The organism is Cronobacter sp. 153480017-3 (assembly GCF_053627815.1).
Genome location: NZ_JBSEYN010000003.1, coordinates 113523 through 139924, shown reverse-complemented (window position 1 = coordinate 139924; position 26402 = coordinate 113523). Strand labels below are relative to the sequence as shown.

29 protein-coding genes are annotated in these 26402 nt (G+C 59.5%); 22 read left to right on the top strand and 7 right to left on the bottom strand.

The genetic code is table 11. The annotated features are described in order from the left end of the window. Nucleotides 1-2 precede the first annotated feature (2 nt). Nucleotides 3-692 carry an N-acetylmannosamine-6-phosphate 2-epimerase gene (locus tag ACUW6V_RS08530; protein WP_104672846.1) on the top strand — a complete coding sequence of 230 codons (690 nt, stop codon included), beginning with the start codon at nt 3-5 and terminating at the stop codon, nt 690-692. Here the strand turns inward: ACUW6V_RS08530 and ACUW6V_RS08525 are convergent. After that, nucleotides 678-1646 (bottom strand): TPM domain-containing protein, encoded by a 969-nt coding sequence (locus tag ACUW6V_RS08525; protein WP_454038242.1) that lies wholly within the window; start codon nt 1644-1646, stop codon nt 678-680. The two genes, ACUW6V_RS08530 and ACUW6V_RS08525, sit on opposite strands and share 15 nt — an antisense overlap. A 198-nt stretch (nt 1647-1844) precedes the next feature. Between ACUW6V_RS08525 and queE the strand changes: the two genes are divergently transcribed. After that, nucleotides 1845-2516 carry a 7-carboxy-7-deazaguanine synthase QueE gene (gene queE / locus ACUW6V_RS08520; RefSeq protein ID WP_004386873.1) on the top strand — a complete coding sequence of 224 codons (672 nt, stop codon included), beginning with the start codon at nt 1845-1847 and terminating at the stop codon, nt 2514-2516. A 266-nt stretch (nt 2517-2782) separates the two neighbouring features. On the opposite strand, the gene queD is transcribed toward queE, so the two are convergent. Then, the gene (queD, locus tag ACUW6V_RS08515; protein ID WP_004387911.1) at nt 2783-3145 is read right to left on the bottom strand and encodes a 6-carboxytetrahydropterin synthase QueD; all 363 of its coding nucleotides are present in this window, start codon (nt 3143-3145) and stop codon (nt 2783-2785) included. Nucleotides 3146-3325: 180 nt separating this feature from the next. Then, on the bottom strand, nt 3326-3451 hold the full coding sequence (locus ACUW6V_RS08510; RefSeq protein ID WP_007701306.1) for a hypothetical protein: 126 nt from the start codon (nt 3449-3451) through the stop codon (nt 3326-3328). Between ACUW6V_RS08510 and cysJ the strand changes: the two genes are divergently transcribed. The 3 genes from cysJ to cysH all read left to right on the top strand — a co-directional run bounded on the left by cysJ (nt 3450) and on the right by cysH (nt 7836). Then, on the top strand, nt 3450-5252 hold the full coding sequence (cysJ, locus tag ACUW6V_RS08505) for an NADPH-dependent assimilatory sulfite reductase flavoprotein subunit (protein WP_029039224.1): 1803 nt from the start codon (nt 3450-3452) through the stop codon (nt 5250-5252). The genes ACUW6V_RS08510 and cysJ overlap by 2 nt on opposite strands. Next, nucleotides 5252-6964 carry an assimilatory sulfite reductase (NADPH) hemoprotein subunit gene (gene cysI / locus ACUW6V_RS08500; protein WP_454038241.1) on the top strand — a complete coding sequence of 571 codons (1713 nt, stop codon included), beginning with the start codon at nt 5252-5254 and terminating at the stop codon, nt 6962-6964. The genes cysJ and cysI overlap by 1 nt, the downstream gene beginning before the upstream one ends. A gap of 137 nt (nt 6965-7101) precedes the next feature. Then, nucleotides 7102-7836, top strand: a complete 735-nt coding sequence (gene cysH / locus ACUW6V_RS08495; protein ID WP_004387915.1) for a phosphoadenosine phosphosulfate reductase — start codon at nt 7102-7104, stop codon at nt 7834-7836. 30 nt (nt 7837-7866) lie between these two features. Here cysH and ACUW6V_RS08490 read toward each other — a convergent pair whose 3' ends face one another. After that, nucleotides 7867-8856, bottom strand: coding sequence for an aminopeptidase (locus tag ACUW6V_RS08490; protein ID WP_151450808.1), 990 nt, complete (start codon nt 8854-8856; stop codon nt 7867-7869). Nucleotides 8857-9100: 244 nt separating this feature from the next. On the opposite strand from ACUW6V_RS08490, the gene cysG reads away from it, so the two are divergent. From cysG to rpoS, 13 genes are all read left to right on the top strand, one after another. Then, on the top strand, nt 9101-10516 hold the full coding sequence (cysG, locus tag ACUW6V_RS08485; RefSeq protein ID WP_105603235.1) for a siroheme synthase CysG: 1416 nt from the start codon (nt 9101-9103) through the stop codon (nt 10514-10516). A gap of 9 nt (nt 10517-10525) precedes the next feature. Continuing rightward, entirely contained in the window at nt 10526-11434 is a 909-nt protein-coding gene (gene cysD, locus ACUW6V_RS08480) for a sulfate adenylyltransferase subunit CysD (RefSeq protein WP_004387918.1), read from the top strand. 9 nt (nt 11435-11443) lie between these two features. After that, nucleotides 11444-12871 carry a sulfate adenylyltransferase subunit CysN gene (cysN, locus tag ACUW6V_RS08475; protein ID WP_007777742.1) on the top strand — a complete coding sequence of 476 codons (1428 nt, stop codon included), beginning with the start codon at nt 11444-11446 and terminating at the stop codon, nt 12869-12871. Next, nucleotides 12871-13476, top strand: coding sequence for an adenylyl-sulfate kinase (cysC, locus tag ACUW6V_RS08470; RefSeq protein ID WP_097641949.1), 606 nt, complete (start codon nt 12871-12873; stop codon nt 13474-13476). Before cysN ends, cysC begins: the two co-directional genes overlap by 1 nt. Nucleotides 13477-13525: 49 nt before the next feature. Next, on the top strand, nt 13526-13849 hold the full coding sequence (locus tag ACUW6V_RS08465; RefSeq protein WP_004387921.1) for a DUF3561 family protein: 324 nt from the start codon (nt 13526-13528) through the stop codon (nt 13847-13849). A gap of 162 nt (nt 13850-14011) precedes the next feature. Then, nucleotides 14012-14323, top strand: coding sequence for a cell division protein FtsB (ftsB, locus tag ACUW6V_RS08460; RefSeq protein WP_004387922.1), 312 nt, complete (start codon nt 14012-14014; stop codon nt 14321-14323). A gap of 19 nt (nt 14324-14342) precedes the next feature. After that, nucleotides 14343-15053, top strand: a complete 711-nt coding sequence (ispD, locus tag ACUW6V_RS08455) for a 2-C-methyl-D-erythritol 4-phosphate cytidylyltransferase (RefSeq protein ID WP_007894555.1) — start codon at nt 14343-14345, stop codon at nt 15051-15053. Then, on the top strand, nt 15053-15532 hold the full coding sequence (ispF, locus tag ACUW6V_RS08450) for a 2-C-methyl-D-erythritol 2,4-cyclodiphosphate synthase (protein WP_007851809.1): 480 nt from the start codon (nt 15053-15055) through the stop codon (nt 15530-15532). Before ispD ends, ispF begins: the two co-directional genes overlap by 1 nt. Continuing rightward, a complete protein-coding gene (gene truD, locus ACUW6V_RS08445; protein WP_454038240.1) occupies nt 15529-16578 on the top strand; it encodes a tRNA pseudouridine(13) synthase TruD in 1050 nt (349 codons plus the stop codon). The genes ispF and truD overlap by 4 nt, the downstream gene beginning before the upstream one ends. Nucleotides 16579-16958: 380 nt before the next feature. Next, nucleotides 16959-17720 carry a 5'/3'-nucleotidase SurE gene (gene surE / locus ACUW6V_RS08440; protein WP_007777731.1) on the top strand — a complete coding sequence of 254 codons (762 nt, stop codon included), beginning with the start codon at nt 16959-16961 and terminating at the stop codon, nt 17718-17720. Then, nucleotides 17714-18340 (top strand): protein-L-isoaspartate(D-aspartate) O-methyltransferase, encoded by a 627-nt coding sequence (locus ACUW6V_RS08435; RefSeq protein WP_012123933.1) that lies wholly within the window; start codon nt 17714-17716, stop codon nt 18338-18340. Before surE ends, ACUW6V_RS08435 begins: the two co-directional genes overlap by 7 nt. Before the next feature lie 127 nt (nt 18341-18467). Beyond that, the gene (nlpD, locus tag ACUW6V_RS08430) at nt 18468-19607 is read left to right on the top strand and encodes a murein hydrolase activator NlpD (protein WP_007870409.1); all 1140 of its coding nucleotides are present in this window, start codon (nt 18468-18470) and stop codon (nt 19605-19607) included. A 59-nt stretch (nt 19608-19666) separates the two neighbouring features. Next, complete coding sequence (gene rpoS, locus ACUW6V_RS08425) at nt 19667-20659, top strand: RNA polymerase sigma factor RpoS (RefSeq protein ID WP_007663544.1); 993 nt, start codon at nt 19667-19669, stop codon at nt 20657-20659. Between the two features lie 54 nt (nt 20660-20713). Here the strand turns inward: rpoS and ACUW6V_RS08420 are convergent, their stop codons facing one another. Further along, the gene (locus tag ACUW6V_RS08420) at nt 20714-21088 is read right to left on the bottom strand and encodes a hypothetical protein (RefSeq protein WP_014728170.1); all 375 of its coding nucleotides are present in this window, start codon (nt 21086-21088) and stop codon (nt 20714-20716) included. Continuing rightward, on the bottom strand, nt 21088-22467 hold the full coding sequence (locus ACUW6V_RS08415; protein WP_087600198.1) for an MFS transporter: 1380 nt from the start codon (nt 22465-22467) through the stop codon (nt 21088-21090). Before ACUW6V_RS08415 ends, ACUW6V_RS08420 begins: the two co-directional genes overlap by 1 nt. 108 nt (nt 22468-22575) lie before the next feature. Here ACUW6V_RS08415 and ACUW6V_RS08410 point away from each other — a divergent pair, with 108 nt between their 5' ends. After that, nucleotides 22576-23481: a LysR family transcriptional regulator gene (locus ACUW6V_RS08410; RefSeq protein ID WP_105575084.1), complete on the top strand. Its 906-nt coding sequence runs from the start codon at nt 22576-22578 to the stop codon at nt 23479-23481. Between the two features lie 2 nt (nt 23482-23483). Here the strand turns inward: ACUW6V_RS08410 and ACUW6V_RS08405 are convergent, their stop codons facing one another. Next, entirely contained in the window at nt 23484-23894 is a 411-nt protein-coding gene (locus tag ACUW6V_RS08405) for a MarR family winged helix-turn-helix transcriptional regulator (RefSeq protein WP_004388429.1), read from the bottom strand. 171 nt (nt 23895-24065) lie between these two features. Between ACUW6V_RS08405 and ACUW6V_RS08400 the strand changes: the two genes are divergently transcribed. From ACUW6V_RS08400 to ACUW6V_RS08390, 3 genes are read left to right on the top strand one after another with little or no spacing between them, the layout of a single operon-like run. Continuing rightward, nucleotides 24066-24683, top strand: a complete 618-nt coding sequence (locus ACUW6V_RS08400) for a non-oxidative hydroxyarylic acid decarboxylases subunit B (protein ID WP_454038239.1) — start codon at nt 24066-24068, stop codon at nt 24681-24683. Next, nucleotides 24673-26103, top strand: a complete 1431-nt coding sequence (locus tag ACUW6V_RS08395) for a non-oxidative hydroxyarylic acid decarboxylases subunit C (protein ID WP_454038238.1) — start codon at nt 24673-24675, stop codon at nt 26101-26103. The genes ACUW6V_RS08400 and ACUW6V_RS08395 overlap by 11 nt, the downstream gene beginning before the upstream one ends. A 9-nt stretch (nt 26104-26112) precedes the next feature. Beyond that, nucleotides 26113-26349 carry a non-oxidative hydroxyarylic acid decarboxylases subunit D gene (locus tag ACUW6V_RS08390; protein ID WP_004388432.1) on the top strand — a complete coding sequence of 79 codons (237 nt, stop codon included), beginning with the start codon at nt 26113-26115 and terminating at the stop codon, nt 26347-26349. Nucleotides 26350-26402 lie beyond the last annotated feature (53 nt).

Here is a 26402-nt window from a genome sequence, read left to right as displayed (position 1 = left end):
CGATGTTAGAGCAGATTAAAGGAAAGCTGGTGGTCTCCTGCCAGGCGCTGGAAAACGAACCGCTGCACAGCCCGTTTATTATGGGAAGGATGGCGCTGGCCGCCGCACAGGGCGGGGCGGCGGGGATCCGCGCCAACAGCGTGGCCGATATCATCGCGATAAAAGAACAGGTCGCGCTGCCGGTCATTGGCATCATTAAACGGGATTATCCCGCAAGCGACGTGTTTATCACCGCGACGATGCGCGAAGTCAGCGAGCTGATGGAAGCGGCGCCTGAGATGATCGCCCTGGATGCCACCGCACGTCCGCGCCCTGGCGGCGAAACGCTCGAACAGTTCGTCGGGAAGATCCGCCATACCTGGCCTGATGTACTGCTGATGGCGGATGTCTCAAGCGTTGAAGAGGCCGTGACGGCTGAAGCGCTCGGTTTCGACTGCGTGGGTACCACGCTTTATGGTTACACGGCGAACACCCAGGGGCATCGTCTGCCAGAAGACGATTTCGCGCAGCTAAAAGCCGTGCTGGCGGCGGTGACGGTCCCGGTTATTGCCGAAGGGAATGTGGACACCCCGGAGGGCGCGGCGCGCTGTCTGGCGCTGGGCGCGCACGCGGTGGTGGTGGGCGGCGCGATTACGCGCCCGCAGCAAATCACTCGCCGCTTCGCCGACGCGCTGCGCTCACCAGTTGTCTGACGAGCCGCCGCCGTCACTTGAGCCGCCATCGCCCGAGCTGACGCTGTGGTGGCTGCTGTGATGGCTGGCGCTGTCGCTGCCTGAGGACGAGTGAAGGTGGCTGGTCGCAAGCCAGGCGGCGGAGGTATCGCCGGACGATGAGCCGTTACCCGCCGCGCTGAGCCGATAATTCGGGAAGGCAAACACCACGATCAGCGCCAGGATCATCAGCAAAAAGGGCACGGAAAAGCTCAGCCAGAGAAAGGGCTCCACCCACGGGAAAAAGTTGCTGGTGATGGCAAGCGCGGGCGTCAGCAGGCAGGAGGTGCCGAAAAAGAGTGTCACCAGCGTTTTCTTTTTGCGCAGCATGATTAAGGCAAACAATACGATGGCGAGAACAGGCAGCGCCAGCCAGTAAGAGAAATTCAGCAGCAACGGCTTAAGCCACGACTGTACCCACGAAGGCGATGTCGCAGGCGGCAGCGGCTGATGGCTGAGCAGCGCGTCGATACCGGTCAGCCCATGACGCAGGCCCGCGGTGAGATCGCCTGCCCTGAACCAGGGCAGCATCTGTTCTTTGATTACCCGGCTCGCCAGTGCATCCGGAATCGTCTTCTGCAGCCCGCGCCCCGTTTCGATACGCACCAGGCGATCGTGCCAGGCGACCAGAATCAGCACGCCATCGTTGCGCTGCGCATTGCCGAGCCGCCAGGTATTAAAAGTGCGCGTCGCAACACTCTCCAGGTTGTCGCCTTTTAATTCCGGTAACACCAGAATTGCCGTTTGCGCGTGGGTGCGGGTATTGATAGCCGATACATCGTCAAGCAAGGCCACGTATTCCTGCCCGCTCAGCAGATCGGCGGGATCGTTAATAACGCCACGCATCGGCGGCACGTCGAGGGGCTGCGCCAGCGCGCTCCCGCTCACTAACGTCAGCGCTATTGTTAAAATGAATGACGTTAATATGCGTACCATAACTTTCGCCTTGTCCTTGTTATCCGGCTGGCCATCCCGCGCCATAGTAACTGCCGATTTACAGGCCTGCCAATGCCCTGGAATTCGGGGGGAATGCTTATCGGGCCTGGCTGCGGTGGCCCGGATAGCGCAAATGGCACATGCCAGTCCGACGGTTATCTGTAATAATTACCGTTTTAGTCATCAACTGAGTGAATCATGCAGTACCCGATTAATGAGATGTTTCAGACCCTGCAGGGCGAGGGTTATTTTACCGGCGTGCCCGCCATTTTTATTCGTCTGCAGGGATGCCCCGTAGGTTGTGCCTGGTGCGACACCAAACACACCTGGGAGACGCTCGCCGATCGGGAAGTGTCGCTTTTCAGCATTATCGCGAAAACCAAAGAGAGCGATAAATGGGGCGCGGCGAGCCCGGAAGATTTGCTGGCGGCCATTGAGCGCCAGGCTTATACCGCGCGCCATGTGGTGATCACTGGCGGTGAGCCGTGTATTCACGACCTGCTGCCCTTAACGGAGCTTCTGGAAGCACACGGTTATAGCTGCCAGATTGAAACCAGCGGCACCCATGAAGTGCGCTGTACCACGGGCACCTGGGTGACGGTTTCGCCGAAAGTGAATATGCGCGGCGGTTACGAGGTACTGGATCAGGCGCTGATGCGCGCCGATGAGATCAAGCACCCGGTGGGGCGTATGCGTGATATCGAGGCGCTGGATGAGCTGCTGGCGCGTCTGCATGACGAAAGACAGCGGGTGATCGCGCTGCAGCCGATTAGCCAGAAAGAAGATGCGACCCGCTTGTGCATTGAAACCTGTATCGCCCGCAACTGGCGGCTGTCGATGCAGACGCATAAGTATCTGAATATCGCATAAACAAAAAAGAGGAGCATGGAGCCCCTCTTTTTTGTGTGTGGCATGTGAACGGTGAGCGGTGGGTGCGCTGCGCTTACCCACCCTACGAGAATGCCATGGCGTTTGTCTTGTAGGGCGGGTAAGCGCAGCGCACCCGCAGCAGAACTTCGCTTACCCACCCACCCTACATACATCTAAAGATGTCCTGTGAGTAGGGCGGGTAAGCACAGCGCACCCGCCATCAGAACGCGCACCCGCCATCAAAATCCACTCACACCGAAAGAACCTTATTCGCCGCGATAGACGCAACCGGCGGTGCAGGTCTCTTTAATCATCACCGCGCTCAGCAGCGGCAGACGGGGTTTCATCTGATCCCAGATCCAGCGCGCCAGCACTTCGCTGGTCGGGTTTTCAAGGCCCGGAATATCGTTCAGATAATAGTGATCCAGGCTATCGTAAATCGGTTTAAACGCCGCTTTCAGCTCGGCGAAATCGATAATCCAGCCGGTATGAGGGTCCACCTCGCCCGTTATCTCCAGGCGCACCATAAAAGAGTGTCCGTGCAGACGACCGCACTTGTGGCCTTCGGGGACATGGGGGAGTCGGTGAGCGGCTTCGAAGATAAAATCTTTAAACAGGGTGGTAGGCATAACGCAGTCTCAGTCTTGCTAAAAAACCGCCGCATAGTACCGGAATTGACCGTTTTTAGCATTAACTAAAACCCTCATAAACGATAAGCGCACAAAACGCGTCGCTATTTAAAAAAATAATCATTGATTTCAACTGGTTGGTTAACCCGTTTTTACGCTTATGCTTATTGGTAAAACTGGTTAGTCCATTTGGTTATTTATTATTTCCATCCCTTCTTTAATTGTTATTCTTGCCGCCGTTACCCTTACTTTCTCTTCTGTTTTTGCGATAAAAAACAGCTTTGCTACTGGAACATAACGACGCATGACGACTCAGGCCCCACCGAACGCTTTGCTCCCGCTCAGCCCGGAGCAGCTGGCTCGCCTTCAGACGGCGACTCATGATTTCACCCCCACGCAGCTCGCCTGGCTTTCGGGCTATTTCTGGGGAATGGTAAACCAACAGCCAGGTGCAGCGGTGATGCAAAAGCCCGCGGCGCCGGCGTCGGTGATTACGCTGATTTCTGCTTCCCAGACCGGCAACGCGCGCCGCGTGGCGGAAGCGCTGCGCGACGATCTGCTGGCGGCGCAGCTCAATGTGAATCTGGTAAACGCGGGCGACTATAAATTCAAACAAATTGCCCAGGAAAAACTGCTTATCGTCGTGGCCTCAACCCAGGGCGAAGGCGATCCGCCGGAAGAAGCCGTCGCGCTGCACAAATTCCTGCTGTCGAAAAAAGCGCCGAAGCTTGATGGCACGGCTTTCGCCGTCTTTGGCCTTGGCGACACCTCTTATGAACACTTCTGCCAGGCCGGTAAAGATTTCGATACCCGTCTTGCGGAACTCGGCGCCGAGCGCCTGCTGGACCGCGTGGATGCCGATGTCGAATACCAGGCGGCCGCCCAGGCGTGGCGTCAGCGCGTGGTGGATGTCCTGAAAGCGCGCGTGCCGAAAGAAGCGCCGTCCCAGGCGGCGATCACCGCCAGCGGCGCGGTCAATCTGGTTGACTCGACCCCCTATACCAAAGAATCGCCGCTTACCGCGACGCTCTCGGTGAATCAGAAAATCACCGGTCGTCATTCAGAAAAAGACGTGCGCCATATCGAAATCGATCTCGGCGATGCGGGCCTGCGCTATCAGCCGGGCGACGCGCTCGGCGTCTGGTATCAGAACGATCCGGCGCTGGTGCAGGAACTTCTTGAGCTGCTGTGGCTGAAAGGCGACGAGCCGGTGACGGTGGGCGAGAAAACGCTGCCGCTCAGCGAAGCGCTGCAGTGGCATTTCGAGCTGACGGTGAACACCGCCGCTATCGTTGAAAATTACGCGACGCTGACCCGCAGTGAAGCGCTGCTGCCGCTGGTGGGTGATAAAGCGAAGCTGCAGGACTATGCCGCCAGGACGCCCATCGTCGATATGGTGCGCTTCGCACCGGCCCAGCTTGAGGCCGACCAACTGCTCGGCCTGCTGCGACCGCTCACGCCGCGCCTCTATTCCATCGCTTCGTCACAGGCGGAAGTCGAAAACGAAGTGCACATTACCGTCGGCGTGGTGCGTTTCGACATCGAAGGCCGCGCGCGTGCGGGCGGGGCGTCGAGCTACCTTGCCGACCGTCTGGAAGAAGATGGCGAAGTGCGCGTGTTCATTGAGCACAACGACAACTTCCGCCTGCCGACAACGCCTGAAACGCCCGTCATTATGATTGGCCCCGGCACCGGCATCGCGCCGTTCCGCGCCTTTATGCAGCAGCGCGAAGCCGATGGCGCGACCGGTAAAAACTGGCTTTTCTTCGGCAACCCGCACTTTACAGAGGATTTCCTCTACCAGGTCGAATGGCAGCGCTATGTCAAAGAAGGGCTGTTGACCCGCATCGACCTTGCCTGGTCGCGCGATCAGGACCATAAAATTTACGTACAAGATAAAATCCGCGAGCAGGGCGCGGAGCTGTGGCGCTGGATCCAGGAAGGCGCACACCTTTATGTCTGCGGCGACGCTAATCGCATGGCGAAAGATGTCGAGCAGGCGTTACTGGAAGTGATTGCGGCTTACGGCGGGATGGATGCCGAAGCGGCGGATGAATATTTAAGTGAGCTGCGCGTTGAGCGCCGTTACCAGCGAGACGTCTACTGATGAGCGAAAAATACCCAGGACCTTTGGTGGTCGAAGGAAAACTTTCCGATGCGGAACGCATGAAGCGTGAAAGTAACTTCCTGCGCGGCACCATTGCCGAAGATTTACATGACGGGCTGACCGGCGGGTTTAATGGCGACAACTTTCTGCTGATCCGCTTTCACGGCATGTATCAGCAGGATGACCGCGATATCCGCGCCGAGCGTGCTGCCCAGAAGCTGGAGCCGCGTCACGCGATGATGCTGCGCTGCCGTCTGCCGGGCGGCATCATGACGCCGCAGCAGTGGCTGGCTATCGACAAGTTCGCTGAAGAAAACACCATTTACGGCAGCATTCGTCTGACCAACCGCCAGACGTTCCAGTATCACGGCCTGCTGAAGAAAAACGTCAAGCCGGCGCATCAGATGCTGCATTCCATCGGGCTTGACGCGCTGGCGACTGCCAACGACATGAACCGTAACGTGCTCTGCACGTCAAACCCGGTCGAGTCGCAATTGCATGCCGAAGCTTACGAGTGGGCGAAGAAGCTCTCTGAGCATCTGCTGCCGCGCACCCGCGCGTATGCGGAGATCTGGCTCGATCAGGAGAAAGTGGCGACCACCGACGAAGAACCGATCCTCGGCGCGACCTATCTGCCGCGTAAGTTCAAAACTACCGTTGTGGTGCCGCCGCAGAACGATGTCGACCTACACGCGAACGACATGAACTTCGTCGCCATTGCGGAAAACGGCAAGCTGGTAGGCTTTAACCTGCTGGTGGGCGGCGGGCTCTCTATTGAGCACGGCAACAAGAAAACCTACGCGCGCACCGCGACCGAGTTTGGCTACATTCCGCTGGAGCATACCCTGGCGGTGGCCGAAGCGGTGGTGACGACCCAGCGCGACTGGGGCAACCGTACCGATCGTAAAAACGCCAAAACCAAATATACGCTGGAGCGCGTCGGGCCTGACGTCTTTAAAGCGGAAGTGGAACGTCGCGCAGGCGTGACGTTTGAGCCGGTGCGTCCGTATGAATTTACCGGCCGCGGCGATCGCATCGGCTGGGTGAAAGGCATCGATGATAAATGGCACCTGACGCTGTTTATCGAAAACGGTCGTATTCTCGATTTCCCGGACAAGCCGCTGAAAACCGGCCTGAAGGAAATCGCCAGAATCCATAAAGGCGATTTCCGCCTGACCGCCAACCAGAACCTGATCGTGGCGGGCGTGCCGGAAGGCGACAAAGCGAAGATTGAACAGATTGCCCGCGCCCACGGTCTGATGGCGGGCGTGACGCCGCAGCGCGAAAACTCGATGGCGTGCGTCTCCTTCCCGACCTGCCCGCTGGCGATGGCCGAAGCGGAGCGTTTCCTGCCGCAGTTTATCGATAAAGTCGACGGGATCATGGCGAAGCATGGCCTGGCGGAAGAGCACATTGTGTTGCGCGTGACCGGCTGCCCGAACGGCTGTGGCCGCGCGATGCTGGCGGAGCTGGGCCTGGTGGGTAAAGCGCCGGGGCGCTACAACCTGCATCTTGGCGGCAACCGCATCGGTACGCGTATTCCGCGGATGTATCGTGAGAACATTACCGAATCGGAGATCCTCGATAATATCGACGAGCTGGTCGGCCGCTGGGCGCAGGAGCGCGAGCCGGGCGAAGGGTTTGGCGATTTCACGGTGCGCGCCGGGATTATCCGTCCGGTGCTCGATCCGGCGCGGGATTTCTGGGAATAAACGGTTAGCGCAATGGGCGGTAACGGTGGATGCGCAAAGGTTCGCCTCTCCGTAGGGCGGGTAAGCGCAGCGCACCCGCCAGCGCGCCTGGCGCGTCACCGTCGCACCGGTATCACATTTATGCAAGCGAGGTTCACATGTCCGTACTCGATCTACATGCGCTGAACGCACTGGAAAAAGACGCCCGCGCCGGGGCGCTGGCCGACACCAACGCGCAGCTTGAGGCGTTAAGCGCCGAGGCGCGCGTCAGCTGGGCGCTGGAAAACCTGCCGGGCGAGTTTGTGCTCTCCTCAAGCTTCGGCATCCAGGCGGCGGTCTGCCTGCATCTGGTCACGCAGCAGCGCCCGGATATTCCGGTGATCCTCACCGATACCGGCTATCTCTTCCCGGAAACCTATCGCTTTATCGACGAGCTGACCGAAAAGCTCAACCTGAACCTGAAAATCTATCGCGCCGAACAAAGCCCGGCCTGGCAGGAAGCGCGCTACGGCAAGCTGTGGGAGCAGGGCGTTGAAGGGATTGAGAAATACAACGACATCAATAAAGTCGAGCCGATGAACCGCGCGCTAAAAGAACTTAACGCGCAGACCTGGTTTGCGGGCCTGCGCCGCGATCAGTCCGGTAGCCGCGCGAATCTGCCGGTGCTGGGCGTGCAGCGCGGCGTCTTTAAAATTCTACCGATCATCGACTGGGACAACCGCACTGTTTATCAGTACCTCCAGAAGCACGGGCTGAAATACCACCCGCTGTGGGACGAAGGCTATCTCTCGGTGGGCGATACCCATACCACCCGTAAATGGGAGCCCGGCATGGCGGAAGAAGAGACCCGCTTCTTTGGCCTGAAACGCGAATGCGGCCTGCACGAAGGCTAATAAAAAAAGCGCGCCCTGAGGCGCGCTTTTTTACTTCTCCGCTTTCGCCAGCGTTTTCACCAGCGGTAGCAGTACGCGCATCACGTCGCGACAGCGTTTGTCGATACGCCCCGGCAGCGTCTGATCCAGATATTGCAGGCTATCCTTGCGGGCGTTGTGCGCCACCGGCGCGAGCGCATGACGCCCGCGATGGCGGGTGGCGTCATTGACGGCGGCAATCGCCAGCACCGGGATACCCGCGTTATCAAACGCGGCGGCATCGTTATCCTCAGGCAGCACGCTGTTTGCCGCGACCGGAATGCCAAAACGGCGCGCAAGCTTCACCGCGCTGTCGCGCGTTAGCTGGCGCACTGCGGCAGGCGTACGCTTACCGCTGGTAAACGCGAGTTTATCGCCCGCCACCAGATGGCTGAGGTTAATCACCAGCAGCGTCTGTTTTTTCTCAATGTCGCTCATCCGTTTAAGCAGGTTCTCCGCGCCCATGCCGCCTTCTTCTTCGCCGCTGGTGGCGATAAAGCGCACGCCGTAGCGCGTCGGCACATCTTTCAGGCGCTCCGCCAGCTCCAGCATCACGCCGACGCCCGCCGCGTTGTCATCCACGCCCTGTAGCGTCAGCCCGCCAAGATTGTTATCGACATCCGCGTCGCTCTGCGGCGCATAGGTATCGAAATGCGCCATCACGATAATCTGTTGCGGCGATGTGCCTTCGTGGGCGGCAATGACAGTGCTGCCGGTCACGTTCTGCCAGTTGGTGCGATGGTTTCCGGCGGTATAGATATAGCGGCTGTGAAACGCGCGAATATCGCTCTGGTAACCGAGACGCACAAATTGCTGGCGCAGATAGTCTGCGGCGAGCATCTCGGCGGGCGATCCGGTCATGCGGCCTGGAAATAACGTCGCGATATGACGGGTTTGCTCACTGGCGATATCGCCGGGATGAAGGGGTTGCGAAAACGCGGGCAGGGTGAAGCATACGCTCAGCGCCAGGCTCAGGGTGCAGCGGCGCACTGCGGAAAACATAGAACGTCCTTACTCAAAAAAGCGCGACCAGTTAATGGCGCTTAGTATGAAACTGTGACGTCGGTTACACAATTTGATTTACCGTTAAACGCCAGAAATTTCACGGCTTAAGCACTTTTTGATATTTGCATTTCTGCGGCCTTATTCCTTTGTGGAACTATAAATGCCAATTCGTAATTTCATCTGCGATCGGCCTCCCCCTATAGTCCCCTCTGGTCCCCTGTTGTTAGCGAGTTGTATCGCCGTGGAATATCTCCCGTTATTTGCTCAACTGAAACAACGCCCGGTGCTGGTGGTCGGCGGCGGCGAAGTGGCGCTGCGTAAAATCGCGCTGCTGCGGCGCGCGGGCGCCTGTGTCTCTGTCGTGGCGAAAAAGCTGCACCCGGAACTCGCAGCGCTTGAGCAGGAAGGCGCGCTGCGCTGGCTGGCGCAGACATTTGAGCCTGCGCAGCTCGACGCGGTGTTTCTGGTTATCGCGGCGACCAGTGACGCGGCGCTCAACCGCCGGGTTTTTGATGAGGCTAACGCCCGTCAGCGCCTGGTCAACGTGGTGGACGATCAGCCGCTGTGCTCGTTTATTTTCCCCTCAATCGTTGACCGCTCGCCGCTTATTGTCGCTATCTCCTCCAGCGGCAACGCGCCGGTGCTGGCGCGGCTGCTGCGCGAGAAAATCGAATCTCTGCTGCCGGCAAGCCTAGGACGGATGGCCGAAGTGGCGGGCGGCTTTCGCGATCGGATTAAAGCGCGCATTCCCACGACCGACGGACGCCGCCGCTTTTGGGAAAAAGCCTTTCGCGGACGCTTTGCGAGCCTGATGGCCGCAGGCGACACCCGCGCCGCCGAAGCGGTGCTGGAAGCCGAGCTCGACGCGCCGCAAGGCCCGCAGGGGGAAATCATTCTGGTGGGCGCAGGTCCTGGCGACGCCGGGCTGTTGACGCTGCGCGGTTTGCAGGTGATGCAGCAGGCGGACGTCGTGCTTTACGACCATCTGGTGAGCGACGGCGTGCTGGATCTGGTACGCCGCGACGCCGACCGCATCTGTGTGGGCAAACGCGCGGGCGCGCACGCGGTGGCGCAGCATGAAACCAACCAGATGCTGATTGATTTCGCCCGTGAGGGCAAAACCGTTGTGCGCCTGAAAGGCGGCGACCCGTTTATTTTCGGGCGCGGCGGTGAAGAGCTGGAAGCGGCGAAAGCCGCAGGCGTGCCGTTTCAGGTCGTGCCCGGCGTCACGGCGGCCAGCGGCGCCACGGCCTATGCCGGTATTCCGCTGACCCATCGTGATTACGCCCAGAGCGCGGTGTTCGTCACCGGCCATTACAAACCGGACAGCGAGCCGTTCGACTGGGCGCTGCTCGCGAAAAGCCGTCAGACGCTCGCCATCTATATGGGCACCATGAAAGCGGCGGAGATAAGCCAGCAGCTTATCGCGCACGGCCGCGACGCCAAAACGCCGGTCGCGGTGATAAGCCGCGGCACGCGCGAGGATCAGCGCGTTCTGACCGGCACGCTCGACACACTCAATATTCTTGCGAAAGACGCCCCCATGCCCGCGCTGCTCGTTGTGGGCGAAGTGGTGCAGCTCCACCAGCAGCTCGCCTGGTTTCAACATTCAACCGACGCGGAAAACCCTCGTTCTTCCGTGGTGAATCTGGCTTAAGGAAAGGTTATGGATCAAAAACGACTCACTCACCTGCGGCAACTGGAGGCGGAAAGCATCCATATCATTCGTGAAGTGGCTGCGGAATTCGCCAACCCGGTGATGATGTACTCCATCGGCAAAGACTCCAGCGTCATGCTGCATCTGGCGCGCAAGGCGTTTTACCCCGGCACGCTGCCGTTCCCGCTGCTGCATGTGGATACCGGCTGGAAGTTTCGTGAAATGTACGAATTTCGCGACCGCACCGCCAAAGCCTACGGTTGCGAGCTGCTGGTGCACAAAAACCCGGAAGGCGTGGCGATGGGCATTAACCCGTTCGTTCACGGCAGCGCCAAGCACACCGACATCATGAAAACCGAAGGGCTGAAGCAGGCGCTGAACAAATACGGTTTCGACGCGGCCTTCGGCGGCGCGCGCCGCGATGAAGAGAAATCGCGCGCGAAAGAGCGTATCTACTCCTTCCGCGACCGCTTCCACCGCTGGGACCCGAAAAACCAGCGCCCGGAGCTGTGGCACAACTACAACGGCCAGATCAACAAAGGCGAAAGCATTCGCGTCTTCCCGCTCTCCAACTGGACCGAGCTGGATATCTGGCAGTACATCTATCTGGAAAATATCGAGATTGTACCGCTGTACCTGGCCGCCGAGCGTCCGGTGCTGGAGCGCGACGGCATGCTGATGATGATCGACGACGATCGTATCGATTTGCAGCCGGGCGAAGAGATCAAACCGCGCATGGTGCGCTTCCGTACTCTGGGCTGCTGGCCGCTGACCGGCGCGGTGGAATCGAACGCGCAGACGCTGCCGGAGATCATCGAAGAGATGCTGGTCTCCACCACCAGCGAGCGCCAGGGACGCGTTATCGACCGCGACCAGGCAGGCTCAATGGAGCTTAAAAAACGTCAGGGTTATTTCTAAGGAGCCGCCATGAACACCACTATCGCACAACAGATCGCCAAAGAAGGCGGCGTGGAAGCTTATCTGCACGCTCAGCAGCACAAAAGCCTGCTGCGCTTTCTGACCTGCGGCAGCGTGGATGACGGGAAAAGCACCCTGATTGGCCGCCTGCTGCACGATACCCGCCAGATTTATGAAGATCAGCTCTCGTCGCTGCACAATGACAGCAAGCGCCACGGCACCCAGGGCGAGAAACTGGATCTCGCGCTGCTGGTGGACGGCCTTCAGGCCGAGCGCGAGCAGGGCATCACGATTGACGTGGCGTACCGCTATTTCTCCACCGAAAAACGCAAATTTATCATCGCCGACACCCCCGGGCATGAGCAGTACACCCGTAACATGGCGACCGGGGCTTCGACCTGCGATCTGGCTATTCTGCTGATGGACGCCCGTAAAGGCGTGCTGGATCAGACCCGCCGCCACAGCTTTATCTCCACGCTGCTCGGCATCAAGCATCTGGTGGTGGCGGTGAACAAAATGGATCTGGTGGATTTCAGCGAAGAGACGTTTGAGCGCATTCGCCAGGATTATCTGACGTTCGCGGGCCAGCTGCCGGGCAACCTGGACATTCGCTTTGTGCCGCTGTCGGCGCTGGAAGGCGACAACGTGGCGGTGCAGAGCCAGAATATGCCGTGGTATACCGGCCCGACGCTGCTGGAAGTGCTGGAAAATATCGAGATCCAGCGCGTGGTCGATGAGCAGCCGCTGCGCTTCCCGGTGCAGTACGTTAACCGCCCGAACCTCGATTTCCGTGGTTACGCGGGCACCGTCGCGGGCGGCGTGGTGAAAGTGGGCCAGCGCGTGAAGGCGCTGCCGTCCGGCGTGGAGTCGAGCGTGGCGCGCATCGTCACCTTTGACGGCGATTTAGAGGAAGCGGGCGCGGGCGAAGCCGTCACGCTGGTGCTGAAAGATGAAATCGACATCAGCCGCGGCGACCTGCTGGTGGACGCCTCCCAGACGCTGGCCGCGGTGCAAAGCGCGGCGGTGGATGTGGTCTGGATGGCCGAGCAGCCGCTGGTGCCTGGCCAGAGCTACGACATCAAAATCGCCGGGAAGAAAACCCGCGCGCGCGTGGATAACATCCACTATCAGGTCGATATCAACAATCTGACCCAGCGCGTGGTGGAAAACCTGCCGCTCAACGGCATCGGCCTTGTGGATCTGACCTTCGACGAGCCGCTGAACCTCGATAAATACCAGGAGAACCCGGTGACCGGCGGGCTTATCTTTATCGACCGCCTCTCTAACGTGACGGTCGGCGCGGGTATGGTGCGCGAGCCGCAACAGAATGTGTATCAGGAGCCTTCCGCGTTCAGCGCGTTTGAGCTGGAGCTGAATCAGCTGATTCGCCGTCACTTCCCGCACTGGGGCGCGCGCGATCTGCTGGGAGGCAAATAATGGCGCAGCATGACGAAAATGTCGTCTGGCACGCCCACCCGGTGACCGCGGCGCAGCGCGAGCAGCTCCACGGCCACCGCGGCGTAGTGCTGTGGTTTACGGGGCTTTCGGGCTCCGGAAAATCCACCGTCGCGGGGGCGCTGGAAGAGGCGCTGCATCAGCTTGGCGTCAGCACCTATCTGCTGGATGGCGACAACGTGCGCCACGGCCTGTGCAGCGATCTGGGCTTTAGCGACGACGATCGTAAAGAGAACATTCGCCGCGTCGGTGAAGTGGCGAAACTCATGGTGGACGCCGGTCTTGTTGTATTGACCGCGTTTATCTCGCCGCACCGCGCCGAGCGTCAGATGGTGCGCGATCAGCTGGGCGAAGGGCGCTTCATCGAAGTGTTTGTGGACACGCCGCTTTCGGTGTGCGAAGCGCGCGATCCGAAGGGGCTCTATAAAAAAGCCCGCGCCGGAGAACTGCGTAACTTTACCGGTATTGATGCCGTGTATGAGGCACCCGAGAGGCCGGAAATTCATCTCGACGGTCAACAATTGGTAACAAATTTGATGGCGCAATTGTTAGACCTGCTGCGTCGCGAAGATATCATCAAATCCTGAGACCGCGCCGGGAGTCCTTTTCCCGGCCCGTCACGTCACAGGATAAGCGATGCGGAATACCACGAATATGATTGTCACCCAGGCGGATAGCGCGCCTGCCGTCGAAGAACCCACCTGGGCCTGGCCTGGCGCCGTGGTGGGCTTTATTTCGTGGCTACTGGCGCTTGGCGCGCCGTTTCTGCTCTACGGCTCCAATACGCTCTTTTTCATGCTCTATACCTGGCCGTTTTTTCTGGCCTTGATGCCGGTGGCCGTGGTGGTCGGCGTGGCGGTCTTTTCGCTGCTGGAGCGCCGTCTGGTCTACAGCACGCTTGCCACGCTCATCAGCGTCGGGCTGATGTTCGGTCTGCTCTTTCTCTGGCTGGTGAGCTAACCTTTCGCGATTTTCACACTCTCTCTACCGGCGCATGCGCATCGGCGCGCTTTCTGTGGTACATTCTGCCGCTGTTTAATTTCTTAACCTGCACGTCGTAGCAAGCCGGGTAGAGTCCGGCGGGAAGTTATGGGATGATGAGGCCGTTTTTCAGGGGGCAGAATGGGTAAACTAACGCTGCTATTGCTGGCTTTGCTGGTCTGGCTACAGTATTCGCTGTGGTTTGGAAAAAACGGCATCCACGACTATTCCCGCGTAGCCGACGACGTGGCGGTACAGCAGGCCACGAACGCCAAACTCAAAGCGCGTAACGATCAGCTTTTCGCCGAGATAGACGATCTCAACGGCGGTCAGGAAGCTATCGAAGAGCGCGCGCGCAACGAATTAAGCATGACCAAACCGGGCGAAACCTTCTATCGTCTGGTGCCGGACGCCACGAAACGCGCCGGTGGGCCTGCGCAAAATAATCGATAACCAGAAGCGGGTTTTACACATGGCGCCTTCCTTTGCGGACGTGATTGCCGTGGTGCCGGCGGCCGGAATCGGCAGCCGTATGCAGACGGAATGTCCCAAACAATACCTCACCATCGGGAACCAGACGATTCTCGAACACGCGGTCGCCCCGCTGTTGCAGCATCCGCGCATCAGCCGGGTGATCATCGCGATAAGCCCTGCTGACACCGCCTTCGCCCGGCTGCCGCTCGCGGCGCATCCGGATATCCAGGTGGTGCGCGGCGGCGCGCAGCGGGCTGATTCCGTGCTGGCCGGGCTTCAGGCCGCGGGCGACGCGCGCTGGGCGCTGGTGCATGACGCCGCGCGCCCGTGCCTTGCTGTCCAGGATCTCGAACGGCTGCTGGCCTTAACAGAAACCAGCCAGGTCGGCGGCATTCTCGCCGCGCCCGCCTGCGACACCATGAAGCGCGCGGAGCCGGGCAAACCTGCTATCGCGCATACCGTCGATCGCGAAAACCTCTGGCATGCGCTCACCCCGCAGCTTTTCCCGCTGGAACTGCTGCGCGACTGCCTGACGCGCGCGCTCGCGGAAGGCGCGACCATTACCGACGAAGCCTCGGCGCTGGAGCACTGCGGTTTCCACCCGGAGCTGGTCGCCGGTCGCGCGGACAATATTAAAGTGACCCGCCCTGAGGATCTTGCTCTGGCGGCGTTCTATCTTACCCGCTTAACCCCTATGGAGACGGCATAATGCGTATCGGACATGGTTTTGACGTACACGCCTTTGGTGGCACTGGCCCGATTATTCTTGGCGGCGTCCGTATTCCTTATGAGCAAGGGCTGCTGGCGCACTCTGACGGCGATGTGGCGCTTCACGCGCTGACTGACGCGCTGCTTGGCGCGGCGGCGCTGGGCGATATCGGCAAACTCTTTCCGGATACCGATCCGGCCTTTAAAGGCGCTGACAGCCGCGAATTGCTGCGTGAAGCCTGGCGTCGTATCCAGGCGAAGGGCTACACGCTTGGCAACGTCGATGTCACCATCATCGCTCAGGCACCGAAAATGGCTCCGCACATCCCGCAGATGCGTGTGTTTATCGCCGAAGATCTGGGCTGCCATATGGATCAGGTGAACGTGAAAGCGACCACCACGGAAAAACTCGGCTTTACCGGCCGCGGCGAAGGCATCGCCTGCGAAGCCGTGGCGCTGCTGATGAAGGCTGGCGCATGAGTGATTTCAACACGCTGCGCTGGCTGCACGGCCAGCCGCAGGGGCAGGGGCGTCTGAAGGTCAGCCCGACCGATTTTCAGGTGGTCGAGGATTTAGGCTTCGCGCCGGACGGCGACGGTGAGCACCTGCTGGTGCGCATCCGTAAAACCGGCTGCAACACCCGCGCGGTGGCGGACGCGCTGGCGAAGTTTCTCGGCATTGCGGCGCGTGAAGTCAGCTTCGCGGGGCAAAAAGATAAATACGCGGTCACGGAGCAGTGGCTGTGCGCGCGACTGCCGGGCAAAGAGATGCCCGCGATGCGCGCGTTTACGCTCGAAGGCTGTGAAGTGCTGGAATTCGCCCGTCACCGCCGCAAGCTGCGTTTAGGCGCGCTGAAAGGCAACCGCTTCTCGCTGGTGCTGCGCGATATTACGCACCGCGATGAAATCGAACAGCGCCTGAGCCTGATTAACGAAAAGGGCGTACCGAACTATTTCGGTCCGCAGCGTTTCGGGCGGGGCGGCAGCAATATCTACCAGGCGAAGCGCTGGGCGCAAACCGGCCAGCCGCCGCGCGAGCGCAATAAGCGCGGTTTCGCGCTCTCTGCCGCGCGCAGCCTGATGTTTAACACGCTGGTCAGCGAACGTCTGCAACGCTTCGGGGTTAACCAGGTGATGGACGGCGATGCGCTGCAACTCGCCGGGCGCGGCAGCTGGTTTGTCGCCACCCCTGAGGAGCTTACTGATTTACAGGCCCGTGTGGATAACGGCGAGCTGCTTATCACCGCCGCGCTGCCCGGCACCGGCGACTGGGGCACCCAGCGCGCGGCGCTGGCGTTTGAGCAGACGACGCTTGCAGATGAAACCGAGCTGCTCACGCTGTTGACCCGTGAAAAGGTCGAGGCCGCCCGACGCGCCATGTTACTGTTCCCGCGCGAGCTGCGCTGGCAGTGGCAGGACGATGCGACGCTTGAGGTGAGCTTCTGGCTGCCCGCCGGCAGCTTCGCCACCAGCGTTATCCGGGAGCTGTTCAATACCGCTGACGATGTCTCGGATATCAGCGAGTAACACCCCATTGCGTTTTCTTCTTCGCGACGCATTCAAAAACCGCCTCCGGGCGGTTTTTTTGTCTTTACGCTCAGTCAAACAGCCAGCGCCCGGCTTTCGCGGATTGCGCTTTTCCTGAACACCACTGTTTGGCTTTCCTGGCAAAAATGAACTAATAACTGATGACGCGAAGCGCGGGACGTTATTCCCCCTGCTCATGTAACGACATGATATTGCGAAAATCGACCCTACCGGACAGCGGCATCGCGCGTTAGAATGCCAGCGAGCGGCTATCCGGCCTTCTGCCTGAATCAGCTTCAGCGCAGGCAAACAGAAAAAGCAGAATGAGATTTAAGGAATCACGCTTGCATGTTTAACACCAGGAAAGGATTACGCGCGTTATGCGGATATTGTTAAGTAATGATGACGGGATCCACGCGCCGGGCATTCAGGCGCTGGCGAAAGCGCTGCGTGAATTCGCTGAGGTTCAGGTGGTGGCTCCCGACCGCAACCGTAGCGGCGCGTCTAACTCCTTAACGCTCGAATCTTCGCTTCGCACGTTCACCTACCCCAACGGCGACATCGCGGTGCAGATGGGCACGCCCACCGACTGCGTCTTCCTCGGCGTTAACGCGCTGATGCGCCCGCGCCCTGATGTGGTCGTCTCCGGCATCAATGCCGGGCCGAATCTTGGCGATGACGTGATTTACTCCGGCACCGTGGCCGCGGCGATGGAAGGCCGTCATCTGGGCCTGCCGGCGCTGGCGGTGTCTCTTAACGGCCACGAGCACTACGAGACCGCCGCTGCCGTGACCTGCACGCTGTTACGGGCGCTGGCCCGCGAGCCGCTGCGCACCGGGCGCATCCTTAATATCAACGTGCCCGATCTGCCGCTTGAGGAGATCAAAGGCATTCGCGTCACCCGCTGCGGCAGCCGTCATCCGGCGGATAAAGTCATTCCGCAGGACGATCCGCGCGGCAACACGCTCTACTGGATTGGCCCGCCGGGCGAGAAGCTCGACGCCGGCCCGGATACCGATTTTGCCGCGGTGGACGAAGGCTACGTCTCCGTCACGCCGTTGCATGTCGATTTAACCGCGCACAGCGCGCAGGATGTGGTAACCCGCTGGTTATCCAGCGCCGGAGTGAACGGGCAATGGTAAACAATCGTGTTCAGACCCTTCTGAATCAACTGCGTGCTCAGGGCATTAAAGATGAACGCGTGCTTGAGGCGATTTCGCGCGTGCCGCGTGAAAAATTTGTCGATGAAGCGTTTGAGCACAAGGCCTGGGAAAACGTTGCGCTGCCTATTGGTTCAGGGCAAACCATTTCTCAGCCTTATATGGTGGCGCGGATGACCGAGCTTCTGACACTTACGCCCGCCTCCCGGGTGCTGGAAATCGGCACCGGCTCCGGCTACCAGACGGCGATTCTGGCCCATCTGGTGCATCATGTCTGTTCTGTCGAGCGCATTAAAAGCCTGCAATGGCATGCCAGACGGCGTTTAAAGCAGCTCGATCTGCACAATATCTCCACCCGCCACGGCGATGGCTGGCAGGGCTGGCAGGCGCGCGCGCCATTTGACGCTATTATTGTGACTGCCGCTCCGCCTGAAATCCCGACAGCCTTGCTGTCGCAACTGGACGAGGGCGGCATTCTGGTTCTTCCCGTGGGCGACGAACAGCAGGTGTTAAAGCGCGTTCGTCGGCGGGGGAGCGAATTTATTATCGACACCGTAGAAGCCGTACGCTTTGTGCCTCTGGTAAAAGGGGAGCTGGCGTAAACCAGGAATTTTTCCTGAGTTTTTAGCGCGTTTTTGGCGTATGGTGGGCGAAAATCGCGCCGGCCAGACGCCGGGCAGAGCGGTTGTCATCGTATTTATAGAGAAGTAAACCATTCCAGGGGGATAAATGAGCGCGGGAAGCCCAACCTTCACAGCACGCCGTGTCGCGGCGCTGTCACTGATTTCGCTTTGTCTGGCGGCATGTAATTCAAATAACTCCTCCGCACCGGCGCCTGTCAGTTCCGTTGGCGGCAGCGCGAGCAGCAGCGCAGAAGCCAGTTCCGGCGCAGGCGGCGGGATGATTATGCCGCCATCGAATATCTCCACGCAGGCAAGCCAGCCGCAGATTCAGCCAGCGCCGGTTCAGCCGCAGATAAGCCAGCCGCGTCAGGCGCAGGCGATCCCTGATGAGCCGGTTCAGACCCAGAACGGCCGTATTGTTTACAATCGCAAGTATGGGAATATTCCGAAAGGCAGCTATGCGGGCGGTAGCACCTATACCGTAAAACGCGGGGATACGCTGTTTTATATCGCCTGGATTACCGGGAACGATTTCCGTGACCTCGCGCAGCGTAACCATATTGAAGCCCCGTACAGCCTTAATGTCGGTCAGACGTTGCAGGTAGGTAACGCATCTGGTACGCCGATCACAGGTGGCAATGCAATTACACAAGCTGATGCAAGCGCACAAGGAATAGTCTCAAAACCTGCGCAAAATACCAGCACAGTAGTTGCGTCCAAACCGACAATTATTTACTCTGAGGATTCAGGTGAACAGAGTGCTAACAAAATGTTGCCTGGGAATGTGAGCTCTGGGGCAGTCGTGGCTCCTTCCACAGCACCTGTTGTTAGCACGCAAGAACCGACCGTAAGCAGCACGACCAATAGCGCACCTGTCGCTACCTGGCGCTGGCCGACTGAAGGCAACGTTATCGAGAACTTCTCCGCCGCTGAAGGGGGGAACAAAGGGATCGATATCGCAGGCAGCAAAGGACAGGCAATCATCGCGACCGCAGATGGTCGTGTTGTGTACGCCGGTAATGCGCTTCGCGGTTACGGTAATCTTATTATCATCAAACACAACGATGATTACCTGAGTGCCTACGCCCATAACGACACAATGCTGGTCCGGGAACAACAAGAAGTTAAGGCGGGGCAGAAAATCGCTACCATGGGTAGCTCCGGAACCAGTTCAACACGCTTACATTTTGAAATTCGTTACAAGGGGAAATCCGTAAACCCGCTGCGCTATTTGCCGCAGCGATAAATTGGCAGAGTGCGCTTCTTCAGGCGCTTTGCTCAGGGATCACGGGTAGGAGCCACCTTATGAATCAGAATACGCTGAAAGTTCATGACTTAAATGAAGACGCGGAATTTGATGAGAACGGAGTAGAGGCTTTTGACGAAAAAGCCTTGGTAGAAGAGGAACCCAGTGATAACGACCTGGCTGAAGAAGAGCTGCTGTCGCAGGGTTCAACACAGCGTGTATTAGATGCAACTCAGCTGTATCTTGGTGAGATTGGTTATTCGCCTCTGCTAACCGCTGAAGAAGAAGTTTATTTCGCACGCCGCGCTCTGCGTGGTGATGTAGCCTCCCGCCGTCGCATGATCGAAAGTAACCTGCGTCTGGTGGTGAAGATTGCCCGCCGTTACAGCAATCGTGGTCTGGCGCTGCTGGATCTGATTGAAGAGGGCAACCTGGGGCTTATCCGCGCTGTTGAGAAATTTGACCCGGAACGCGGGTTCCGTTTCTCTACTTACGCAACCTGGTGGATTCGTCAGACCATCGAACGGGCAATCATGAACCAAACCCGTACGATTCGCCTGCCGATTCACATCGTAAAAGAGCTTAACGTCTATCTGCGTACCGCTCGTGAACTGTCGCATAAACTGGACCACGAACCGAGTGCAGAAGAGATTGCAGAACAGCTGGATAAACCAGTTGATGACGTTAGCCGTATGCTGCGCCTGAACGAGCGTATTACCTCTGTTGACACCCCGCTGGGTGGCGATTCAGAGAAAGCGCTGCTGGATATCCTGGCCGATGAGAAAGACAACGGCCCGGAAGACACCACGCAAGACGATGATATGAAACAGAGCATCGTCAAATGGCTGTTCGAACTGAACGCCAAACAGCGTGAAGTTCTGGCCCGTCGTTTCGGTCTGCTCGGTTACGAAGCGGCAACGCTTGAAGATGTCGGTCGTGAAATTGGCCTGACTCGTGAACGCGTTCGCCAGATTCAGGTTGAAGGCCTGCGCCGTCTGCGTGAAATTCTGCAGGGCCAGGGGCTGAACATCGAAGCGCTGTTCCGCGAATAATCACCATTCCTGTCAAAAGGGCCAGTCATCCGACTGGCCTTTTTCTTTTGCGCCTTACGCCTGCCGCGTTTCATGCAGGTGACGCCAGCGCGGCTCTCCTTCATGAAGTTCAAACACGACGGTTGACCAGCGCACCGTGCTCTCCTGCGCTATCCGCTGCGTTTCGCGATACCCTACAACCGCGCCTTCGGGCCATTCGGCGATCACCGAAAGCGCGTCCACCTGAATCTCAAGCCCGGGTTTACTGCCGCCCGCAGCGGTAAAGAACGCGTTAAGCGCGTGCATATCGAGCGGCACGCCGTTCAGCGGGATCATGGAATAGTCCGGGCTAAAACGGCCCAGCAGCGCCTGGACATCGCCCTCGCCCCGGCCGAGCCAGCGTTCAATCGCCACATGGGCGTCGAGAACTTCTTTAAACCAGCGATTCATCACTTCTCCTTCTTTTCGACAAATGACAGCGTGACAGCCTGACGGGGCAGACGCCACGCGAAAATCAGCGGCACCAGCGTCAGCGCCGCCGCGAGGGTAAACGTCGCCTGCCAGGCGATAAGTGGCGAAAGCCACATCAGCAGCGCATTCAGCGCGAGGCTCACCAGCGTGACGCCAAAGCAGAAGCTGAGCTGGCGGTTGATATTCCACAGCGCGCTGGCGTCCGGCATATCGGTATTGGCGGTATGCAAAAACGCGCTGCTCTGCGCCGTACTGCTGCACAGGCTGCCGCCTGCGCCCATCAGAAAGAACGCCGTCACCAGCAGCGCCCACGGGCTCTGCGCATCGGTTTGCGTCAGCAGCAATATTCCGCCCGCCTGCAACAGGCAGCCGAGGGAAATTAACGGCCGTGGGCCGAAGCGGTTAAACAGGCGGGCGGTCGCAGAAATCGCCATAAACGACGCCACCGACCACGGCACCATCAGCGCGCCGCTGGCGGCAGGTGAAAGCCCCGCGACGGTTTGTAGCCAGAACATGCCAACCACGTTAACGCCAATAAACATGCCGGGCACGCACTGATAAACCAGCATCGAAAAACGCATCAGCGGCTCGCCCAGCAGATGCACTCTCAGCAGCGGCGCGGGATGATGACGACAGCGGCGCAGCATCAGCGCCATAAGCACCATGCCCGACGCCAGACCTGCCGCGGCAAGCCACGGCGCCGTTTTTTCGCTAAGCCCGTTCAGCCCGAACAGCACTAGGAGCAGGCCGCCTGCGCCGGTAATAACGCTTATCGTATCGAGCGGGCGTTTATCGGGCGCTGGCGCATCGGGTTTGAGCCAGCAGAACGCCATCACAAGCGCCAGCAGCGAGAGCGGCAGGCTCGCCAGAAAAACCCACTGCCAGCCCGCCGTCTGAACAATAACCCCGCCTGCGACCGGCGAAAGCGCCGGTGCCAGCAGGCCCGTCAGCATCACGGCGGAAGAGAGCCCGGCACGCTCGTGTTTTGCATATAACTGCCAGACCAGCGCCTGCCCGACCGGGATCAACACGCCGCCGCCCGCGCCCTGGATGATGCGCCAGAAGATGAGCGACTCCAGTGAAGTCGCCATACCGCAGGCCGCTGTCGCCACGGTGAACAGCGCCAGCGACAGTAAAAACAGACGCCGCGCGCCGAGGCGCTGCGTGAGCCAGGCGCTGAGCGGGATAACCACCGTCAGCCCGGCTATGTAGGCGTTGCTAATCCATGAAAGCTGCGTCACTGACGCATGCAGCGCATCGCCAATGGCCGGAAAGGCCACCGCCGCGATAAACATATTGATGAGATCGAGAAAAAAGCCCAGCAGGTAAATCAGGGTAACTCTGTTTCGGTAGGTCATGGCACGCCCTCTGTGGAAGAGGGGCACTCTAACCGCTCGCCATGAAAGGAAAAACGGCGTCCGGGTTGATATACTGTCAAACCCTTTTTGACAATCGGCGCAAAGACAATGCTGAATTTATCGCGGCTGGCCATGTTTGTCGCCGTTGTGGACGCGAAAAGTTTTACCGGTGCCGCCGCAGCGCTCGGGCAGACCAAAGCCGTAGTCAGCTTTAATATCCGCCAGCTTGAAAGCGAACTCGGCGTGACGCTGCTGCTGCGCTCGACGCGCCGCCTGACGCTGACCGACGCGGGCGAGCGTTTATACCAGCGCAGCCTGGTATTGCTGAAAGATGCTGATGCGTTGCTGGACGATGTGCAGGCAAGCCATGACGGGTTTAGCGGCGAGCTGCGTGTGACCACCACGCCGGAATATGCAACGCATGTGGTCGGCCCGGCGCTCGCCGCCTTCAGCCGCGCGCATCCGGCGCTGCGCATCCGCCATTTCTCGTCGTCGCAGCACGCCGATTTAATCTCAGAGCGGGTGGATGTCGCTATCCGGCTCGGCACGTTGCAGGATTCCGCCTACCGCGCGGCGCTGATTTCCCGTTTCGATATTTTCCCCGTCGCGTCGCCCGCATGGCTTGAGCGCCACCCGATCTCAACGCCCGGGGCGCTCAGCGACGCGGACTGGCTGGTGCACACCCGGCTGGCGTCGCCACTGCGCTGGGAACTCACTGGCCCCCATAACGAGACGCTGTGGTTTGAGATAACGCGCCCGCCCGTGATTGCGGCCGACGGCGCAGGCGCGCTGATGACGTTCGCGCTGGAGGGCTGCGGCGTGGCGCTGCTGCCCGCGTGGCTGGTTAAAACCGCGCTGGAAGAGGGCAGGCTGGTGCGGCTACTGCCTGCGTATCGCTTTCCCGCGCAGGGCGTTTATGCGGTTTACCCCGACGCGCGCCACGTTTCCGGCAAAGTGCGGGGGTTTATCGATTTTCTGCGCGCCCGCGAAGCGCAGGCGGCAGCCGGAAAATAGCGTTACGGTTTGTCTATCATCCGCGTGATGAGTGCTGCGAACAGCGTCCGCTCTTCGGCGTTCAGCTTGCCTAAAAACGCCTCATCCACGGCGTCGCCCTTCGGAATACTGGCGTGCAACAGCGCCTCGCCTTCTGGTGTGAGGTAAATAAACCGGCGGCGCTTATCCTCCGGCGCGCTTTCACGGCGCACCAGCCCGCGGCTCTCCATCCGGCTCAGCATTTCGGCAAGTGTCGCTTTGGTGCTGACGGCGGCTTCGGTCAGCGCCACCTGTTCGATACCAGGGTTTTCGGCTATCGAGCGCAGCACCGCGTATTGCGGCTTGGTCAGCTCAGGCAGCGCCAGCTGCCACTGCGCCGTATGCTGCTGAAAAAGCTGGCGTAACAGATGAAAGGCTTGTTGTTTTACGGCCATACACTCTCCGGGATCAGGATCTTCTCACCATCATAACCGCTGCGATGCGGAAAGCTAACGCGGCGCTTTTTAGCAAAAAGTGTGACTGTACACGAACGATCTTGCCAGATTCCCCTGCCGGGCGTACTTTTAATTTATATGTTCGTACACGAACAATAATTGAGGTAACACATGAGGCTAATTGTCGGAATGACGGGCGCAACCGGCGCGCCGCTTGGGGTCGCGCTGTTGCAGGCGCTGAAAGCGATGCCCGAGGTGGAAACCCATCTGGTGATGTCAAAGTGGGCGAAAACCACGATTGAACTGGAAACGCCGTTCTCCTGGCAGGATGTCGCGGGGCTGGCGGATGTGGTGCACAGCCCGGCAGATCAGGCCGCGACGATCTCCTCAGGATCGTTTCGTACCGACGGCATGGTGATTATTCCGTGCAGCATGAAAACCCTGGCGGGCATCCGCGCGGGCTACGCCGACGGGCTGGTGGGCCGCGCCGCTGATGTGGTGCTGAAAGAAAACCGTAAACTGGTGCTGGTGCCACGCGAAACACCGCTTAGCACCATTCATCTGGAAAACCTGCTGGCGCTCTCGAAGATGGGCGTGGCCATCGTGCCGCCCATGCCCGCCTGGTACAACCATCCCGCGACGATCAACGACATCATCAACCATATCGTCGCCCGCGTACTCGATCAGTTCGGGCTCGATGCCCGCAACGCCCGCCGCTGGCAGGGGCTAAATTCTGCGAAAACAGCCGACACCCATTCATCACGAGGAGGAAACACGCATGGCGTTTGACGATCTGCGCAGCTTTTTGCAGGCGCTTGAAGAGCAGGGGCAACTGCTGAGGATCAGCGAAGAGGTGCAGGCGGAGCCGGATATCGCGGCGGCCGCCAACGCGACCGGACGCATCGGCGAAGGCGCGCCCGCGCTCTGGTTTGACAATATCCGCGGCTTTACTGACGCGCGGGTGGCGATGAACACCATTGGTTCATGGCCGAACCACGCGATCTCGCTCGGTCTGCCGCCTGCCACACCGGTAAAGCAGCAGATAGAAGAATTTATTCGCCGCTGGGATACCTTCCCGGTCGCACCGGAACGCCGCGATAATCCGCCATGGGCGGAAAACAGCGTCGACGGTGATGACATCAACCTGTTCGACATTCTGCCGCTGTTTCGCTTAAACGACGGCGACGGCGGGTTTTACCTCGATAAAGCGTGTGTGGTCTCGCGCGATCCGCTCGATCCCGAACACTTCGGCAAGCAGAATGTCGGCATCTACCGGATGGAAGTGAAAGGCAAGCGCAAGCTCGGGCTGCAACCGGTGCCAATGCATGACATCGCGCTGCATCTGCATAAGGCCGAGGAGCGCGGCGAGGATTTGGCGGTTGCGATTACGCTTGGCAACGATCCGATCATCACGCTGATGGGCGCCACGCCGCTGAAATACGATCAGTCGGAATATGAAATGGCGGGCGCGCTGCGCGAAAGCCCGTACCCGATCGCCACCGCGCCGCTGACCGGTTTCGACGTGCCGTGGGGGTCGGAAGTGATCCTCGAAGGGGTGATTGAAGGACGCAAGCGCGAGATAGAAGGGCCATTCGGCGAGTTTACCGGGCACTACTCCGGCGGGCGCAACATGACCGTGGTGCGTATCGATAAAGTCTCTTATCGCACCAAACCGATTTTCGAATCGCTCTATCTCGGGATGCCGTGGACCGAAATCGACTACCTGATTGGCCCCGCGACCTGCGTGCCGCTTTACCAGCAGCTTAAAGCGGAGTTCCCGGAAGTGCAGGCGGTGAACGCGATGTATACCCACGGGCTGCTCGCGATTATCTCCACCAAAAAACGCTACGGCGGTTTCGCCCGCGCGGTGGGCCTGCGTGCGATGACCACGCCGCACGGGCTTGGCTACGTGAAGATGGTGATTATGGTGGATGAGGATGTCGATCCGTTCGATCTGCCGCAGGTGATGTGGGCGCTGTCGTCTAAGGTCAACCCGGCGGGTGATCTGGTGCAGTTGCCGAATATGTCGGTGCTGGAGCTTGATCCTGGCTCAAGCCCGGCGGGGATTACCGACAAGCTGATTATCGACGCCACGACGCCGGTTGCGCCGGATAACCGCGGGCATTACAGCCAGCCGGTGAAAGACCTGCCGGAAACCGCGCAGTGGGTAGAGAAGCTGACCGCCATGCTGGCTAACCGTAAAAAATAAGGAGACGAGATGATTTGTCCACGTTGTGCCGATGAAACCATCGAAATCATGGCGACGTCGCCGGTGAAAGGCGTCTGGACGGTGTATCAGTGCCAGCATTGTCTGTATACCTGGCGCGACACCGAGCCGCTGCGCCGTACCAGCCGCGAGCATTACCCCGAGGCGTTCCGGATGACGCAGGCCGATATCGATAACGCGCCGGAAGTGCCAACGGTGCCGCCGCTGCTGGCGGAAGGTAAGCGTTAACCCTCTGGTGCGATGGTTTAAATGGCGGGTGCGAAACTTTAAACGGCGGGTGC

What these genes read in the sequence shown, in the direction of transcription:
- cysC (WP_097641949.1), top strand. Translation starts at nt 12,871, where the DNA reads ATGGCGCAGCATGACGAAAATGTCGTCTGGCACGCCCACCCGGTGACC.
- queD (WP_004387911.1), bottom strand. Translation starts at nt 3,145, where the DNA reads ATGCCTACCACCCTGTTTAAAGATTTTATCTTCGAAGCCGCTCACCGA.
- ACUW6V_RS08415 (WP_087600198.1), bottom strand. Translation starts at nt 22,467, where the DNA reads ATGACCTACCGAAACAGAGTTACCCTGATTTACCTGCTGGGCTTTTTT.
- ftsB (WP_004387922.1), top strand. Translation starts at nt 14,012, where the DNA reads ATGGGTAAACTAACGCTGCTATTGCTGGCTTTGCTGGTCTGGCTACAG.
- ACUW6V_RS08390 (WP_004388432.1), top strand. Translation starts at nt 26,113, where the DNA reads ATGATTTGTCCACGTTGTGCCGATGAAACCATCGAAATCATGGCGACG.
- ispD (WP_007894555.1), top strand. Translation starts at nt 14,343, where the DNA reads ATGGCGCCTTCCTTTGCGGACGTGATTGCCGTGGTGCCGGCGGCCGGA.
- cysH (WP_004387915.1), top strand. Translation starts at nt 7,102, where the DNA reads ATGTCCGTACTCGATCTACATGCGCTGAACGCACTGGAAAAAGACGCC.
- cysJ (WP_029039224.1), top strand. Translation starts at nt 3,450, where the DNA reads ATGACGACTCAGGCCCCACCGAACGCTTTGCTCCCGCTCAGCCCGGAG.
- ACUW6V_RS08400 (WP_454038239.1), top strand. Translation starts at nt 24,066, where the DNA reads ATGAGGCTAATTGTCGGAATGACGGGCGCAACCGGCGCGCCGCTTGGG.
- queE (WP_004386873.1), top strand. Translation starts at nt 1,845, where the DNA reads ATGCAGTACCCGATTAATGAGATGTTTCAGACCCTGCAGGGCGAGGGT.
- ACUW6V_RS08465 (WP_004387921.1), top strand. Translation starts at nt 13,526, where the DNA reads ATGCGGAATACCACGAATATGATTGTCACCCAGGCGGATAGCGCGCCT.
- ACUW6V_RS08410 (WP_105575084.1), top strand. Translation starts at nt 22,576, where the DNA reads ATGCTGAATTTATCGCGGCTGGCCATGTTTGTCGCCGTTGTGGACGCG.
- surE (WP_007777731.1), top strand. Translation starts at nt 16,959, where the DNA reads ATGCGGATATTGTTAAGTAATGATGACGGGATCCACGCGCCGGGCATT.
- ACUW6V_RS08435 (WP_012123933.1), top strand. Translation starts at nt 17,714, where the DNA reads ATGGTAAACAATCGTGTTCAGACCCTTCTGAATCAACTGCGTGCTCAG.
- nlpD (WP_007870409.1), top strand. Translation starts at nt 18,468, where the DNA reads ATGAGCGCGGGAAGCCCAACCTTCACAGCACGCCGTGTCGCGGCGCTG.
- rpoS (WP_007663544.1), top strand. Translation starts at nt 19,667, where the DNA reads ATGAATCAGAATACGCTGAAAGTTCATGACTTAAATGAAGACGCGGAA.
- ACUW6V_RS08525 (WP_454038242.1), bottom strand. Translation starts at nt 1,646, where the DNA reads ATGGTACGCATATTAACGTCATTCATTTTAACAATAGCGCTGACGTTA.
- ACUW6V_RS08395 (WP_454038238.1), top strand. Translation starts at nt 24,673, where the DNA reads ATGGCGTTTGACGATCTGCGCAGCTTTTTGCAGGCGCTTGAAGAGCAG.
- cysN (WP_007777742.1), top strand. Translation starts at nt 11,444, where the DNA reads ATGAACACCACTATCGCACAACAGATCGCCAAAGAAGGCGGCGTGGAA.
- ACUW6V_RS08490 (WP_151450808.1), bottom strand. Translation starts at nt 8,856, where the DNA reads ATGTTTTCCGCAGTGCGCCGCTGCACCCTGAGCCTGGCGCTGAGCGTA.
- ACUW6V_RS08405 (WP_004388429.1), bottom strand. Translation starts at nt 23,894, where the DNA reads ATGGCCGTAAAACAACAAGCCTTTCATCTGTTACGCCAGCTTTTTCAG.
- truD (WP_454038240.1), top strand. Translation starts at nt 15,529, where the DNA reads ATGAGTGATTTCAACACGCTGCGCTGGCTGCACGGCCAGCCGCAGGGG.
- ispF (WP_007851809.1), top strand. Translation starts at nt 15,053, where the DNA reads ATGCGTATCGGACATGGTTTTGACGTACACGCCTTTGGTGGCACTGGC.
- ACUW6V_RS08420 (WP_014728170.1), bottom strand. Translation starts at nt 21,088, where the DNA reads ATGAATCGCTGGTTTAAAGAAGTTCTCGACGCCCATGTGGCGATTGAA.
- cysD (WP_004387918.1), top strand. Translation starts at nt 10,526, where the DNA reads ATGGATCAAAAACGACTCACTCACCTGCGGCAACTGGAGGCGGAAAGC.
- cysI (WP_454038241.1), top strand. Translation starts at nt 5,252, where the DNA reads ATGAGCGAAAAATACCCAGGACCTTTGGTGGTCGAAGGAAAACTTTCC.
- ACUW6V_RS08530 (WP_104672846.1), top strand. Translation starts at nt 3, where the DNA reads ATGTTAGAGCAGATTAAAGGAAAGCTGGTGGTCTCCTGCCAGGCGCTG.
- ACUW6V_RS08510 (WP_007701306.1), bottom strand. Translation starts at nt 3,451, where the DNA reads ATGCGTCGTTATGTTCCAGTAGCAAAGCTGTTTTTTATCGCAAAAACA.